The following is a 14,869-nucleotide window of genomic DNA, read 5'->3' as shown; positions in this document are numbered from 1 at the left end:
GTCCACCCATCCCCACCCCGGCCCTCCCCTTGAAGGGGAGGGAGAGCGATCCCTTACTTCGCTCCAATACCCACTGGATTCCTCTGCTGCTCGCGCTCGGCCGTCAGTGGCCGCTCCAGCCAGTCGATGTCCTGATCCTCGATCTTGTGCAGCACCACCATCTCGTCACGCTGGCAACCCACCGTGCCGTAGTAGTTGAAGCTGTACGCGAGCTGCGCATAGCCGCCGACCATGTTCGTCGGCTTCACGATCACGCGCGTCACGGAGTTCAGGATGCCGCCGCGCTTGCCCGTGGAAGGCGAGCCCGGGACGTTCACCGTCTTCTCCTGGGCGTGGTACATCAGCGCGACGCCGCGCGGCACACGCTGCGACACCACCGCGCGGGCCATCGTCGCGCCGTTGGCGTTGATCGCCTCGATCCAGTCGTTGTCCTTGAGGCCGATCTCTTTCGCATCGTCCTCGGACACCCACACGTAGGGGCCGCCACGGAACAGCGACAGCATGCGCAGGTTGTCCTGGTAGCTGGAGTGGATGCCCCACTTGGAGTGCGGCGTGATCCACGACAGCGTCAGGTGCGGCTTCCTGCGTACCGAGTCCGGGATCAGGTTCTGTGCCTTCATGTCGATCGGCGGACGGTAGGCGCAGAAACCCTCGCCGAAGTCGAGGAACCACTCGTGATCCTGGTAGAAGTGGGCCCGGCCCGTGAGCGTGCGGAACGGGATGTGCTCGTGGATGTTGGTGTAGCCCGCGGTGTAGCTCACCGTCTCCGACTCGATCCCGGACCAGGTGGGCGCGGTGATGATCTTGCGCGGCTGGGCCTGGATGTCGCGGAAGGTGATCTTGTCCTCGTGACGGCCGGCGTACAGGTGGTGGTGGTCGATGCCGGTCTTCTTCGACAGGGCCGACCACGACTTGTGCGCGACTTCACCGTTGGTCTCGGGCGCCATGCGCATCACCGCGTCGCACACCGAGATGTCCTCTTCCAGTGAGGGCATGCCGAAGGAGACGCCGGGGATCTGCACCGTGTAGTTGCACTTCTTGAGCTCGTCGTACTCCTGCTCGGTGTTCCAGTCCAGGCCCTTGACGTTGTTGCCGAGCTTGGTCATCAGCGGGCCGAGCGCGATGTACTTCTTGTAGGTGTCGGCGAAGTTGCGCTCGACGACCTTCAGCAGCGGCATGGTCTTGCCCGGCACCGGCTCGCACTCGCCCTTCTTCCAGTCGCGCACCTGGCCGAGCGGCTGCGCGAGCTCGAACGGCGAGTCGTGCTGCATCGGCAGCGCGACGACGTCCTTGGCGACGCCGAGATGCTTCTCGGCGAGATCCGAGAAGGTCTTCGCGATCGTGCGGAAGATCTGCCAGTCCGACTTCGATTCCCAGCCCGGCGTCACGGCTTCCGACAGCGGGTGGATGAAGGGGTGCATGTCGGTGGTGTTGAGGTCGTTCTTCTCGTACCACGTCGCCGTCGGCAGGATGATGTCGGAGTAGGCGCCGGTCGAGTTCAGGCGGAAGTTGATGTCCACCATCAGATCCAGCTTGCCGACGGGCGCTTCCTCGTGCCACTTCACTTCCTTCGTGCCGCGGCCGTCGCCGCCTTCCTGCAGCACGCCGTTCTGCGCGCCCAGCAGGTGCTTGAGGAAGTACTCGTGACCCTTGGCGGACGTGCCGATCAGGTTCGCGCGCCACACGAACAGGTTGCGCGGCCAGTTCTCCTCGGCGTCCGGGTCGGCGAAGGCGACGTCGAGCTTGCCCGACTTCAGCTCGTCGACGATGTACTTCGCGATGCCGGCTTCATCGGTCGCGCCGGCCTTCTCGGCCTCGGCGACCAGTTCCAGCGGGTTGCGGTTGAAGTGCGGCGCCGACGGCAGCCAGCCCATGCGCGTCGCGGCGACGTTGTAGTCGGCGAGCTTGTAGCCCTTGTACTTGCCCTTCGCGGCCGGCTGCAGCAGTTCGTCGGCGTCGATGGTCTCGTAGCGCCACTGGTCGGTGTGGAAGTACCAGTACGAGGTCGAATTCTGGTGGCGCGGCGGGCGCTGCCAGTCGGTCGCGAACGCGATCGGCGCCCAGCCGGCTTGCGGACGCAGCTTTTCCTGGCCCACGTAGTGCGCCCAGCCGCCGCCGCTCTGGCCGACGCAGCCGCACATGTGCAGCAGGTTCATGATCGACCGGTACTGCATGTCGTTGTGGTACCAGTGGTTGATCGCCGCGCCCATGATGATCATCGACTTGCCGCGCGTCTTCGACGCGTTGTCGGCGAACTCGCGGCCGGTGCGCTCGATGTCGGCGGCCTTCACGCCGGTGACCTTGGCCGCCCACGCCGGGGTGTAGGCGACGCTGGCGTCGTCATAGGACTTGGCGACGTTCTCGCCGCCGAGACCACGGTCGATGCCGTATTGCGCGACCTGCAGGTCGAACACCGAGGTGACGAAGACGGTCTCGCCGGAGGCCAGCGTCAGCTTCCTCACCGGCACGTTGCGGTACAGCAGGCCCGGCTCGCCCGGCTGGAAGTGCGGGAAGCCGACCGATGCGACGTCGTCGCGCCGGTCGATGCACGACAGTTCGGCCTCGATCTCCTCCTGGTTCGCGGCGTTCTTCGGCAGCAGGTTCCACTTGCCCTCCTCGCCCCAGCGGAATCCCACCGAGCCGTTCGGGGCGACGTAGGCGTTCGTGCGTGCGTCGACGACGATGGTCTTCCAGTCGGGGTTGTTCGTCTCGCCCAGCAGGTCGTCGAAGTCCGATGCGCGCAGATTGCGGTCGGGCACGAAGGCGCCGTCGTGCGAACGCAGGATCACCTGCATCGGCAGGTCGGTGTACTTGCGCGCGTACTCCTGGAAGTAGGGCTCCTGACGGTCGATGAAGTATTCCTTCAGCGCCACGTGGCCCATCGCGAGGAAGGCCGCCGCGTCCGTGCCCTGCTTGACCGGCATCCACAGGTCGGCGAACTTCACGTATTCCGCGTAGTCCGGCGCCATCGACACGATCTTCGCGCCCTTGTAGCGGACTTCGGTCGCGAAGTGCGCATCCGGCGTGCGCGTCATCGGCAGGTTCGCGCCGGTGATGATGAGGTAGGTCGAGTTGTACCAGTCGGCCGCCTCCGGCACGTCGGTCTGCTCGCCCCAGGTCTGCGGGCTCGCCGCGGGCAGGTCGCAGTACCAGTCGTAGAAGGAACCGCAGGCCGCGCCAATCAGGGACAGGTAGCGCGCGCCGGCCGCGTACGAGATCATCGACATCGCCGGGATCGGCGAGAAGCCGTAGATGCGGTCCGGACCCCACTTCTTGATCGTGTAGATGTTCGCCGCGGCGATGATCTCGTTCACTTCCTGCCAGTCCGTGCGCACGAAGCCGCCGAGGCCGCGCACCGTCACGTACTTGTCGCGCTTGGTGCTGTCGGCCTGGATCGCCGCCCACGCCTCGACCGGATCCTTGCCGGTCTTGCGCTCGGCGCGGTACAGCTCGAGCAGGCGCCCGCGGATCATCGGGTGCTTGATGCGGTGCGGCGAGTACAGGTACCACGAGAACGACGCGCCGCGCTGGCAGCCGCGCGGTTCATGGTTCGGCAGGTCCTCGCGGGTGCGCGGATAGTCGGTCTGCTGCATCTCGAACGACACCAGGCCGTTCTTGACGAAGATCTTCCACGAACAGCCGCCCGTGCAATTGACGCCGTGCGTCGAGCGCACGACCTTGTCGTGGCGCCAGCGGTTGCGGTAGGCGTCTTCCCAGCTACGGTCCTCGTTGGTGACGATGCCGTGGCCGCCGGCGAAGGTGTCCTTCACCTTGTCGAAGAATTTCAGGCGGTCGAGAAAATGACTCATTGCTTGCTCCTGTGAATCCTGCTTTGCGTTTCGGTCGTTTTTCTGGAAGGGATGGGGTTAGGGGTTGCGGATGTATGCGTTCTTGCGCAGGTAGAACCACCAGTTGATGAGCACGCACAGCCCGTAGAACACCGCGAAGCCGTACATGGCGTTTTCGGGCGTGCCGGCCTTGATCTGCTGGCCGATGACGACCGGGGCGATGAACGAGCCATAGCCGCCGATCGCCGAGGTCCAGCCCAGCACCGGGCCGCGCTGGTCCTGGTCGAAGACGAAGCCCACGGTGCGGAAGGTCGAGCCGTTGCCGATGCCGGAGGCGGCGAACAGCACGATGAAGAGCAGCATGAACACCAGGAAGTACTGCTCCGGCGTCGCCGACTGGTAGGCGAGGTGCATCACGTAGCCGGTCACCGCGGAGGTGGCGACGAGCACGAAGGAGATCCACTGCGTGACGATCGAGCCGCCGAGCTTGTCGGAGATCCAGCCGCCGACCGGGCGGATCAGCGCGCCGACGAAGGGACCGATCCACGCGAACATCAGCGCCGAGGGCGCGTTGGGGTTCTTCGCATGCACCCAGGCGCTGGTCGCCGGATCGAACACGTGCGTGTTGCCGAAGATCACCGTGATCGACAGCGGCAGCGCCATCGAGAAGCCGATGAAGGAGCCGAAGGTCACGAGGTACAGCGCCGTCATCGACCATGTGTGCTTGTTGCGGAAGATCGCGAACTGCTTGTCGAGATTCGCTTTCACGTCACTCGTCGCGATCGCCTTCATCCCGAACAGCGTGCCGATCGTCACCAGCGGCGGCACCGCCCACATGCCGTTGCCCGACAGCAGGCCGAGGCCGCTCGGCGCCGGCAGGTAGAGATAGAGACCGATGCCCGACACCACCAGCGCCACGGCGTAGAGCGTCAGCACCTTGCCCATCGCCGCGCCGGTGGAACCGATATTGGGCGACACGGTGCGCAGGTTGTTGAGGCCGAACCAGCCGATCACGGCGAGCGGCACCAGCAGCAGCAACCAGATGAAGCCCGCGTTCTGCACGTAGGTCGGGGTGCCCGCCGCGATCTTGCCGATCAGCGTCGCGGAATCCTTCGTCAGCGGTATCGCATCGCCGCCCAGCGCGCCGAACAGCCCCAGCGTCATCACGGCCGGAATCAGCAACTGCGAGGTCGTGACGCCGAAGTTGCCCAGGCCCGCGTTCAGGCCGAGCGCCGTGCCCTGCAGGCGCTTCGGGAAGAAGGTGCTGATGTTTGCCATCGAACAGGCGAAGTTGCCGCCGCCGATGCCCGACAGCAGCGCCATCAGCTGGAACACCCACAGCGGCGTGCCCTTGTCCTGCAGCGCGAGGCCGGTGCCGATGGCCGGAATCATCAGCAGCGCGGTGGTCAGCCACACCGTGTTGCGCCCCCCGCAGATGCGGATGAAGAAGGACGCCGGGATGCGCAGCGTGGCACCCGAGAGGCCCGAGATCGCGGCGATCGAGAACAGCTGGTCAGGCGTGAACGGGAAGCCCGCGTTCGCCATTTGCACCGTGATGATTCCCCACATCAGCCACACGGCGAAGCCGCACAGCAGGCTGGGGATGGAGATCCACAGGTTGCGGTTGGCGACGCGCTTGCCTTCGCGCGCCCAGAAGGTCTCGTCCTCGGGACGCCAGTCGGCGATATCGACGCCGCGTGCCCGGTCGCCTGCGCCCACGCCGGCGGGAACGGGGCCCGGGACCGGCGGTATCGGGCGGAGTTTTTCAGTGGCCATGGTTCCTCCTGTTTCAGGATTTCGTGTCGTTATCGGAATCACTTCGCGGTAGCCGCCGCGCCGCCGTGCATCACGTCGGTGCGCCGCACCTCGGTCCAGTACATCCAGATCAGCGACACCCAGGTCACGCCGTAGAGCAGCATGAAGGCGCTGGAGCGCACGCCGGTCAGGTCGAGCAGGGCGCCGAACATGATCGGCAGCAGGAAGCCGCCGAGGCCGCCGACGAGGCCGACGATCCCGGACACCGCCCCGATCTCGTGCGGGAATTCGTCCGAGATGTACTTGAACACCGAGGCCTTGCCGAAGGCCCAGGCGACGCCGACGGTGAACATCAGCGCCGTGAAGAACCAGACGTTGTGGTGGATCGCGAAGGTCTTCGGGCCGGCCACGGTCATCACCGTGAATTCGGTGTGCGGATAGGACAGCAGGAACAGGCACACCCACGACACCCACATCACCCACCAGGTCACCTTGTGCGCGCCGAAGCGGTCCGAGAACCAGCCGCCCACCGCACGCAGCACGCCGCCCGGCAGCGAGAAACAGGCCGCGAGCAGGGCCGCCGTCTCGAGGCCCAGGCCGAACTCGGTGACGTAGTACTTGGTCATCCACAGCGCCAGCGCCACGTAGCCGCCGAAGACGATCGAGTAGTACTGGCAGTACTTCCACACGCGCGGATTCTTCAGCACGCGCAGCTGGTCGGCGAACTTCACGTTCGACGACACGCGGTGCTCGGGGTCTTCGTAGGTGAACAGCCAGAACGCGATGGCGATCGCCAGCATCGCCACCGCGAAAACCTTGGGAACGAATTCCCAGCCAAAGGCCACCACCAGCACCGGCGCGACCAGCTTGGTCACCGCCGCGCCCGAGTTGCCGGCGCCGAACACGCCCATCGCGAAGCCCTGGTTCTTGCGCTCGAACCAGCGCGCGCAGTAGGCGATGCCGACCGAGAACGAGCCGCCTGCGAGGCCGACGAAGAGCCCCGCGAGCAGGAAATGCCAGTACGCCGTCGCCTGGCTGATCAGCCAGATCGGCACGACCGTCGCCACCATCAGCGCGAAGAACACCAAGCGGCCGCCCAGCTTGTCGGTCAGCATGCCCAGCGGCAGGCGCACCAGCGCGCCGGTCAGCACGGGCGTCGCCGCGAGCAGGCCGAACTGGGTTTCATTCAGGCCCAGCTGGGCCTTGATCGGAATCCCGATCACGGCGAAGAGCATCCATGCCGCAAAACACATCGTGAATGCGGTCGTGCTCATCACCAAAACGGAGAACTGCTTGCGGCGTTGCGAGGCCATCTTCCTCATCCTCCAGGGCGGAGCGCACTGCGCTCCATGCTGGAAGCAAGGTTATGCCCCGCAACTGCCGGCGAACATTCGCCGAAAGCAGGGGTTGAAGTACTAGTCGCGCGTCGGCGGGACTAGTTCTTCGGAACTAGTCCGTGGCAATCAAAATAAATCTATGTAGTCCGCTGGGGCACCTTGTTCCTCCCCCTTCAAGGGGGAGGCTAGGAGGGGGATGGGTTTCTGCGACGGCTGATTAACCCATCCCCACCCCAACCCGCCCCTTGAAGGGGAGGGAGCAAAGCTCAGCCCGCGTGCGCCCGGCGATAGTTGCCGAGCACCTTGACGATGTTCGCGAAGAGGAAGGCGAACTCGGCGACGACGAGCAGTCCGGCGAGCCGGATCAGCCACGCATTGCCGACGGACGCCGCCACCAGCAGGACTGCGAGCGCGACGGCGTGCAGGGCCAGATGACGCCGAATCGGCGCGTCCGGTTGCAGCTTCTTCATGTTCGGCGCCTTGCCGACATCCTGGGTGAGGTGCAGCCACGCCAGGAACGGGATGATCTTGTACAGCATGCCGACGATCACACTTACAAAGCCACCGTGCAGGATCAGTATCCCGGCGAGAAGGGGCCAGGCCTGGTGTTCCGACTGCTGTGCGACGAGCACGCAGGCGAGTCCCGCGATGAAACTCCCCATCCCGATCTGGAAGGCCCGCGTCGTCATGTCCGGCACCGAGCGCCGCGATTGCCGCTGCAGCTTCAGCGTGTGCACCGCGAACAGCGCGCATAGCGCCGCGAGCACGGCCGACAGCGCGAATTCCGCGGAGCCCAGTTCGCCATACACGGCCGCGCTCCACACCAGCAGTACCGCACCCGTCCCCATCGCCCAGAAGCGCGTGAGGGCCGTCGGGTAGTTCGGCGTGATCTGGAACATCGGCACGACGACCCAGCTCGCCGCCGCGAGCAGGACGCCGGCCCCGCCCAGCAGGGCCCAGCCGATATGCAGCTTCAGCACCGTCAGCAGCGGCAGATCGAGTCGGCCGCCGAGCGCCAGCGCCAGTGTGATACCCAGCGCGACGGCAACCGAGAAGCCGAGCAGCGCGATGCGCAGGTCGCGCGGCGTCGCCTGCGCAACGGGAACCCGCCGCAGCCCGAGGAAGGCCGCTACGACGAAGAGCGCTAGTCCTCCCCCGATCAATACCGTTGCCGGCATCAGAAACGCATGCGAGCCGCTGCCCAGCCCCCACGCCAGACACAGCGCGCCGATCGTCATCGCCAGATGGACGACCGTCGCGACCGGTCCCGAGCGCGGAATCACCGCCCCCGCGACCACTGGCAAGACCTGGAACAGCGCCCCCAGCATCACCGTCAACATGAACCCGACGGCCACCAGGTGCGTCACTGCCAGCGCACCGGGCGTCCACCGCGAATCCAGCAGTTCCGGCGCGGCCAGCAGGGCCGCTCCGGCCGCGGCGCCGAAGAGCGGGGCGGTGATGAAGAAACGCAGCGGCGTCGAGAAGGCCGGCGCCGCGTCGTAGCTGAGGGTCTGTCCGTCAGGAATCATGGATTCAGGATGTCGATCTCGACGACGCCGTCGTCGCGGATGCGGCTTTCGTGCTTGTAGCCGTCGCGGTCCAGGATGCGGAACAGCGGATGGGGCATGCGGTCGAGCAGCAGCAACAGGCTCTCGCCTTTCGGCAGATCCGCCAGTGCATCCATCACCAGTTCGAAAGGCTGCGGTGGTTCCAGACCGCGCGCGTCTACAGTTTTCTTCATCAGGCCCTCGCGTGCAGGCGCTCGCTCAACCCGTTCGCGACGTCCGTGCCGGACAGGTGCGAGTCGCACATGGGATAAAGGATATTCTCTTCCTTCATGTTGTGTTGCTGCATCAGGATCAGCAGCGTCTCCGCCTCGCCGGCGTAATCGTCCTTGTCCTTGTTGGTGAGTGCGTCGCGCATGCGGGTGAGCGCGCTGCGCATCTCCGCATGCTCGCCGCGCATCACCTTCGTCGGGCCTTCGGTCATCCCGGTGGCGGCCTCGAACTTCGGGAACAGGAGGGATTCCTCGGCATCGAAATGCCCCTCCAGCTCGCTCGCGAACTGCGTCAGGGCCGCGCTCGCCTCGTCCCACTTGCCCTTGGCCACGGCCGTTTCGGCCCGGGCAAAGGACTCGTCGCAGTGGCGGTGGTCGTCGGTCATCAGGGAAGTGATCTGGCTCATGGTTGCGGGTCTCCTGTGTGGGTGGATGAATTCTCCCAATTCCAGCAGGGTGATCCTTGATGCGTGTCAAACCGTTCGTGTATCCAATCAATTCGCCGCGGTGAGCCGGTTCGGCCGCCGGTGCGACCAATGCGATGCCGATGAAATCCGGAAACATTTTTTGCCATGCCGGCAACAACCAAGCGGCTCAAGATCGAGGAATGGCGCGGCCGTGATTCACACCCGTGCAGCAGCCTGCTAGATTGATGTCATGGGCCGAACGGCTGGCCCGGTCATATGGAATTTTCTTGGAGGCAGTGAATGTCCGTTGAGGCACAGGCTCGCAGTTCGCGATTCGATCCCGCCCGGCTGAAGCGTCTGGCGAAGTGGGCGGTTGGCACTGTCCTCGCGATCGCCGTGCTCGGCTTCCTGGCGGCACCGCCGCTGGTGCGCCATTTCGGGCAGAAGATCGCATCCGACGCGCTTGGGCGCCAGATCACCATCCAGGACATCGACATCAACCCGTTCGCGCTGACCGTCACCGCAACGGGTCTCGACATCGCCGAGGCAGACGGGCAGCCCGGCGCGTTCTCGTTCCGCTCGCTGTATGCGAACCTCGAAGGCGAGTCGATCTTCCGCGGTGCACCCGTGCTGCGCGAGATACGCCTCGAGGCGCCGCGCGTCAATTTCGTGCGTCTCGACGAAACCCGCCACAGCTGGAGCGACGTGCAGGAGCGGCTTGCCGCGCGTCCGAAATCGGAGGACGACAAGCCGGCGCTGTTCTCGCTCAACAACATCCAGCTCGTCGATGGTGCGGTGTACGTCGAGGACCGGCTGGTCGGGGTCAAGAACGAGATCACCGACCTCACCATCGGCATGCCCTTCGTCTCCAATCTGCCGGTCAAGATCGAGCTCTTCATCGAGCCGGTCGTCTCTGCGCACATCAACGGGCGTCCGCTGCAGCTCGTCGGACGCACCCGGCCGTTCGCGAACGACCGCGACACCATCCTCGAGCTCAAGCTCGACGGCTTCGACTTCACGCCTTACACCGCCTACCTGCCTTTCAAGTCGGCAATCCGCCTGCCCGAAGGTCGCGTATCGACCGATCTCGAGCTCGCCTTTTCGCAGGCCGCCGACGAAACGCCGAAGGTTGTGCTGAAAGGTTCGGTCGATTTCGCCTCGATCACGCTGCAGGACGCGAATGGCGCCCCGCTGCTCGGCATCCCCACGCTTTCGCTCGGCCTCGTCGACGTGCAGCCCCTCGCACGCAAGTTCCATTTCGACCGCCTCGAAATCGGGCAGCCAACCGTGAACGTCGTGCGCCTGGCCAACGGACGCCTGAATTTCCAGGAGATCCTGCCGCCGCCGTCAGCGGACAAGCCCGCCGCACCCGCTCCTGCGGCGGGCGCCGGTCAGGTGGCGGGCAATCCGCCGAACGCAACACCTCCCGCGCCCCCTGCGGCAGCACCGGCTGCTCCCGAGCCGCTGCTGTTCACCCTCGACAACGCGAAGATCATCGGCGCGACCATCCGCGTCGAAGACCGCGCCGCGGGCGGGCCGGATAGCGGCGGTGAGCCTTTCCGCACCGAGATCAAGGACCTGCAGTTCGAGGCTCGCAACGTCAGCACCGCGCCGGACGCCGTTGCGGAACTCGCGCTCGACTTCGCCACCGATGCCGGCGAAAAGAGCAGCCACCGCGACCGCGTGCGTCTCAGCCCGCTCGAGGTGGAGGGGCGCGTCGCCGCCGAGAACTTCCTCATCTCGCGCTACCTGCCGTACTACGCCGCGCAGCTTCCGGGTGGCGACGTCCGTGGCGGCCGCGCCGACGCGACCGTGCAATACAAAGTGACGATGGCCGGCGACGAGCCGCACATCGACCTGCTTGCCGAAGCGTTCGTGCTGCGCGAATTTGAACTCGCGCTCAAGGGGCAGAAGCAGCCCGTCGCGAAGCTCGCGCGTTTCGCCGTCAACGACGTCAAGGTCGTGCCGGCCGACCGCGCGGTGAGCGTCGGCAGCGTCGAATCGAGCGGTGCCGCCTTCGCTGCGGTCAGGGACAAACAGGGCAAGCTCGACGTCCTCGGCCTCGTCGGCGAGCAGAAGCCGGACAACGCCGCAGCCGCGGCAAAGCCTGCCAAGATTGCGAAGCCGCCGAAGGGCGGCAAACCGCAGTCCGCCGACGACGGGGCGGCCAAGCCTTGGGCCGTGACCGTGAACAAGCTCGCGCTCGACGACTGGTCGGCGCGCTTCGAGGACCGCACCCAGGGCTCGCCCATCGTGCTGCTCGCCGATGCGATCAAGCTCGGCGCGGAAGGCATCAGCACGGTGAAGGGCTCGACGATGAAACTCGACCTCGCGGCGCGCGTCAATAAGCGCGGTAGCGTGGGTGTGAAGGGCGTCGTCGGCATGGAACCGCTCAAGGGCGACCTCAGCCTCGACCTGAAGGCCGTCGACCTCCTCCCACTGCAGCCCTACGTCGTCGAACAGCTCAATATCGCCATCTCGCGCGGCAACCTCAGCACGCGCGGCAAGCTGGCCTTCGAGCCTGCGCGGGACGGCAGCCTCAAGGCGAGCTTCCGCGGCGATGTCGGTGTCGACAACTTCGCGTCCATCGACAAGGCGCATGCAGCGGATTTCCTGCGATGGAAGAAACTCGCCGTCACCGGCATCGACTTCCGCCTCGCGCCGCTCGCAGTCGCCGTCAACGAGATCTCCCTGAACGACTTCTACACCCGCCTGATCCTCGACGAAAAGGGCCGGCTCAACCTGCGCGAGATCCGTCATCGCGACACGCCCGAAGGCGGGCAATCCGCCACCGCGCCGGCAGCAGGCGAAGCGCCGCCCGCTCAGGGGCCGGCAGCATCCGGAAAGGCCGAAGCGACGGTCGCGCCGCCCAGCGAGCCGCCTCCGCCGATTTCCATCGGCAAGATCGCGATCAAGCAGGGCAATATCGAGTTCAGCGACCGCTTCATCCGCCCGAACTACGATGCCAATCTCACCGGCATGGAGGGCGAGCTCGTCGGGCTGTCGTCGGACCCGTCGACCATCGCCAAGCTCGACCTGCGCGGCAAGGTCGACAATGCCGCTCCCGTCACCGTCGCCGGCCAGCTCAACCCCTTCCGGCAGGACCGCTATCTCGACATCACCGCGTCGGTGAAGGATTTCGAACTCACCGCCATCTCCGCGTATTCCGGCCGGTACGTCGGCTACGGCATCCAGAAGGGCAAGCTGTCGGCCGATCTGCATTACAAGATCGAGGATCGCAAGCTCACCGCGACCAACCGTGTGTTCCTCGATCAGCTCACCTTCGGCGACAAGGTCGACAGTCCCACGGCGCTGGACCTGCCGGTGCAGCTCGCGGTGTCGCTGTTGAAGAACGGCCGCGGCGAAATCGACCTCAACATGCCCATTGGCGGTTCGCTCGACGACCCCGAATTCAGCGTCGCCGGCATCGTCTTCAAGGCCATCATCAACCTGATCGGCAAAGCGCTGACGGCACCGTTCGCGCTGCTCGGCTCGATGTTCGGCGGCGGCGAGGAGCTGTCCTACATCGAATTCGCGCCCGGTCGCGCCAGCCTCGACACGGCAACCACCGAGAAGGTCGCGACGCTCGCGCGCGCCCTGGCCGACCGACCGGCCCTGAAGATGGAAATCACCGCCTACGCCGACCCCGCCACCGATCCGGATGGCGTCCGCCGCGTGCAGATGGAGCGTAGCGTCAAGGCGGCGAAGCTCAAGGAAATGGTGCGCAAGGGCGAGGAGGCGCCGTCGCTCGACGAGCTGACGCTGACGCAGGAGGAGTACGCAACCTGGCTCAGGAAGGTCTATCGCGACGCCGACTTCAAGCGTCCGCGTAACGCGATCGGCCTGCTCAAGGACCTGCCGGTGGAGGAAATGGAAGCGCTTATCCTCGCCAACACCAAAGTGGACGACGAGGCTCTGCGTCAGCTCGCGCTGCAGCGCGGTCAGGTCGTCAAGGACAAGCTGCTCGAGGGCGGCAAGGTTGCCGCCGAGCGGGTCTTCCTGCTCAGCCCGAAGGTCGAGGCGCCGGACGGCGACAAGGCGGGTGAGGAGGGCGCCGCGCGGCGCGCGATGTTCTCGCTGAAGTGACGGGGCTGCGGCACCCGTGCGTGTTCATCAACCGGAGACGATCATGATTCCGAAACTTGGTGACGACCAACGTGCCGCCGCGCTCGCGACGCTGCCCGACTGGGTGCTTGTGCCCGGACGCGATGCGATCACGCGCAGCATTCGCTTCAAGGACTTCAACGCCGCCTTCGCCTTCATGGCGCGCGTCGCGCTGAAGGCGGAAAAGATGGACCATCACCCGGAATGGTTCAACGTCTATAACCGCGTCGATATCACCCTGTCGACGCACGACGCGGGCGGGTTGAGCGAGCGCGACATCGCGCTCGCCCGTTTCGTCGATCAGGCTGCGGCGAGTGCCTGATCCAGATCCGCGATCAGGTCGTCGACGTGCTCGATGCCGACCGACAGACGGATCATGTCTTCGGTCACGCCGGCGCGCACGAGCTCCTCGGGGGAGAGCTGGCGGTGCGTCGTCGACGCCGGGTGGCAGGCGAGCGACTTGCAGTCGCCGATGTTCACGAGGCGCGTCACGAGCTTCAGCGCGTCCTGGAAACGACCGCCGCCCTCGCGACCGCCCTTGACGCCGAAGTTCAGGATGCCCGAAGCGCGGCCGCCCATGTAGCGCTGCACCAGCGGGTAGTCCTTGTGCTCCTCCAGACCCGCGTAATTCACCCAGCTCACCTTCGGGTGATTGGTGAGATGGCGTGCGATCTTCACGGCGTTCTCGCAGATGCGGTCCATGCGCAGCGCCAGCGTCTCGATCCCCTGCAGGATCAGGAAGGCGTTGAACGGCGAGATCGCCGCGCCCATGTTGCGCAGCGGCACCACGCGCGCACGCGCGATGTAGGCCGCCGGCCCCAGCGCCTCGGTGTAGATGACGCCGTGGTACGACACGTCGGGCTCGTTCAGACGCTTGAAGCGCTCCTTGTGCTCTGCCCAGGGGAACTTGCCCGAATCCACGATGATGCCGCCGATCGAGTTTCCGTGGCCGCCCAGGTATTTGGTCAGCGCATGCACGACGATGTCCGCGCCGTGCTCGAACGGACGGCACAGGTAAGGTGAGGGCACGGTGTTGTCGACGATCACCGGCACGCCGTGGCGGTGCGCGACTTCGGCGAGCTTCTCGAAGTCGGTGATGTTGCCGAGCGGGTTGCCGACCGACTCGCAAAACACCGCCTTGGTGCGGGCGTCGATCAGGCGCTCGAAGGCGTCGGGATCGCGGTAGTCGGCAAAGCGCACCTCGATGCCGTACTGCGGCAGCGTGTGCGCGAACAGGTTGTAGGTGCCGCCGTACAGGGTGCTTGAGGTGACGATGTTGTCGCCGGCCTCGGCGATCGTCTGGATCGACGCGGTGATTGCCGCCATGCCCGAGGCCATCGCCAGCGCCGCAATGCCACCCTCCATCGCCGCGACGCGCTTTTCCAGCACGTCCTGGGTCGGATTCATGATGCGGGTGTAGATGTTGCCCTGCACCTTCAGGTCGAACAGGTCGGCGCCGTGCTGCGTGTCGTCGAATGCGTAGGATGTCGTCTGGTAGATCGGTACCGCCACCGCCTTGGTGGTCGGATCGGGCGAGTAACCGCCGTGTACGGCAAGCGTTTCGAGTTTCATGCGTTCATCCCGGATGGTTGGCGAGGTTCAGCTGCGGACAAAAAGTATAGCCAGCGTATCGAGGTTGAAGAAGAACGATTTCTGGAATGCTTATGACCATGCCCGAAACGGGTAAGTCTGTATGAATAT

9 protein-coding genes are annotated in these 14,869 nt (G+C 65.6%); 2 read left to right on the top strand and 7 right to left on the bottom strand.

From position 1 onward, the window contains the following. Positions 1 to 53: 53 nt before the first annotated feature. From AzCIB_RS10765 to AzCIB_RS10740, 6 genes are all read right to left on the bottom strand, one after another. Positions 54 to 3,809, bottom strand: a complete 3,756-nt coding sequence (locus AzCIB_RS10765; RefSeq protein ID WP_050415896.1) for a nitrate reductase subunit alpha — start codon at positions 3,807 to 3,809, stop codon at positions 54 to 56. Between the two features lie 57 nt (positions 3,810 to 3,866). Continuing rightward, the gene (locus tag AzCIB_RS10760; RefSeq protein ID WP_198149664.1) at positions 3,867 to 5,564 is read right to left on the bottom strand and encodes an MFS transporter; all 1,698 of its coding nucleotides are present in this window, start codon (positions 5,562 to 5,564) and stop codon (positions 3,867 to 3,869) included. Positions 5,565 to 5,602: 38 nt separating this feature from the next. Beyond that, on the bottom strand, positions 5,603 to 6,856 hold the full coding sequence (locus tag AzCIB_RS10755) for an MFS transporter (protein ID WP_050415895.1): 1,254 nt from the start codon (positions 6,854 to 6,856) through the stop codon (positions 5,603 to 5,605). A gap of 290 nt (positions 6,857 to 7,146) precedes the next feature. Continuing rightward, positions 7,147 to 8,409, bottom strand: a complete 1,263-nt coding sequence (locus tag AzCIB_RS10750) for a GumC domain-containing protein (RefSeq protein ID WP_050415894.1) — start codon at positions 8,407 to 8,409, stop codon at positions 7,147 to 7,149. Beyond that, positions 8,406 to 8,621 (bottom strand): DUF2249 domain-containing protein, encoded by a 216-nt coding sequence (locus AzCIB_RS10745; protein ID WP_050415893.1) that lies wholly within the window; start codon positions 8,619 to 8,621, stop codon positions 8,406 to 8,408. Before AzCIB_RS10745 ends, AzCIB_RS10750 begins: the two co-directional genes overlap by 4 nt. Beyond that, positions 8,621 to 9,064, bottom strand: coding sequence for a hemerythrin domain-containing protein (locus AzCIB_RS10740; protein ID WP_050415892.1), 444 nt, complete (start codon positions 9,062 to 9,064; stop codon positions 8,621 to 8,623). Before AzCIB_RS10740 ends, AzCIB_RS10745 begins: the two co-directional genes overlap by 1 nt. 300 nt (positions 9,065 to 9,364) lie before the next feature. Here AzCIB_RS10740 and AzCIB_RS10735 point away from each other — a divergent pair, with 300 nt between their 5' ends. Beyond that, on the top strand, positions 9,365 to 13,150 hold the full coding sequence (locus tag AzCIB_RS10735; protein ID WP_050415891.1) for a DUF748 domain-containing protein: 3,786 nt from the start codon (positions 9,365 to 9,367) through the stop codon (positions 13,148 to 13,150). Between the two features lie 43 nt (positions 13,151 to 13,193). Then, positions 13,194 to 13,490 (top strand): 4a-hydroxytetrahydrobiopterin dehydratase, encoded by a 297-nt coding sequence (locus tag AzCIB_RS10730; protein ID WP_050415890.1) that lies wholly within the window; start codon positions 13,194 to 13,196, stop codon positions 13,488 to 13,490. Here AzCIB_RS10730 and AzCIB_RS10725 read toward each other — a convergent pair. Beyond that, entirely contained in the window at positions 13,469 to 14,740 is a 1,272-nt protein-coding gene (locus tag AzCIB_RS10725; RefSeq protein ID WP_050415889.1) for a bifunctional O-acetylhomoserine aminocarboxypropyltransferase/cysteine synthase, read from the bottom strand. The two genes, AzCIB_RS10730 and AzCIB_RS10725, sit on opposite strands and share 22 nt — an antisense overlap. Positions 14,741 to 14,869: the final 129 nt, after the last annotated feature.

The sequence above is a fragment of the Azoarcus sp. CIB genome (assembly GCF_001190925.1).
In the GTDB taxonomy this organism is placed as follows: Bacteria; Pseudomonadota; Gammaproteobacteria; order Burkholderiales; family Rhodocyclaceae; genus Aromatoleum.
Note: the sequence above shows the minus strand (reverse complement) of the source record. Positions and strands in the feature narration are given on the sequence as shown.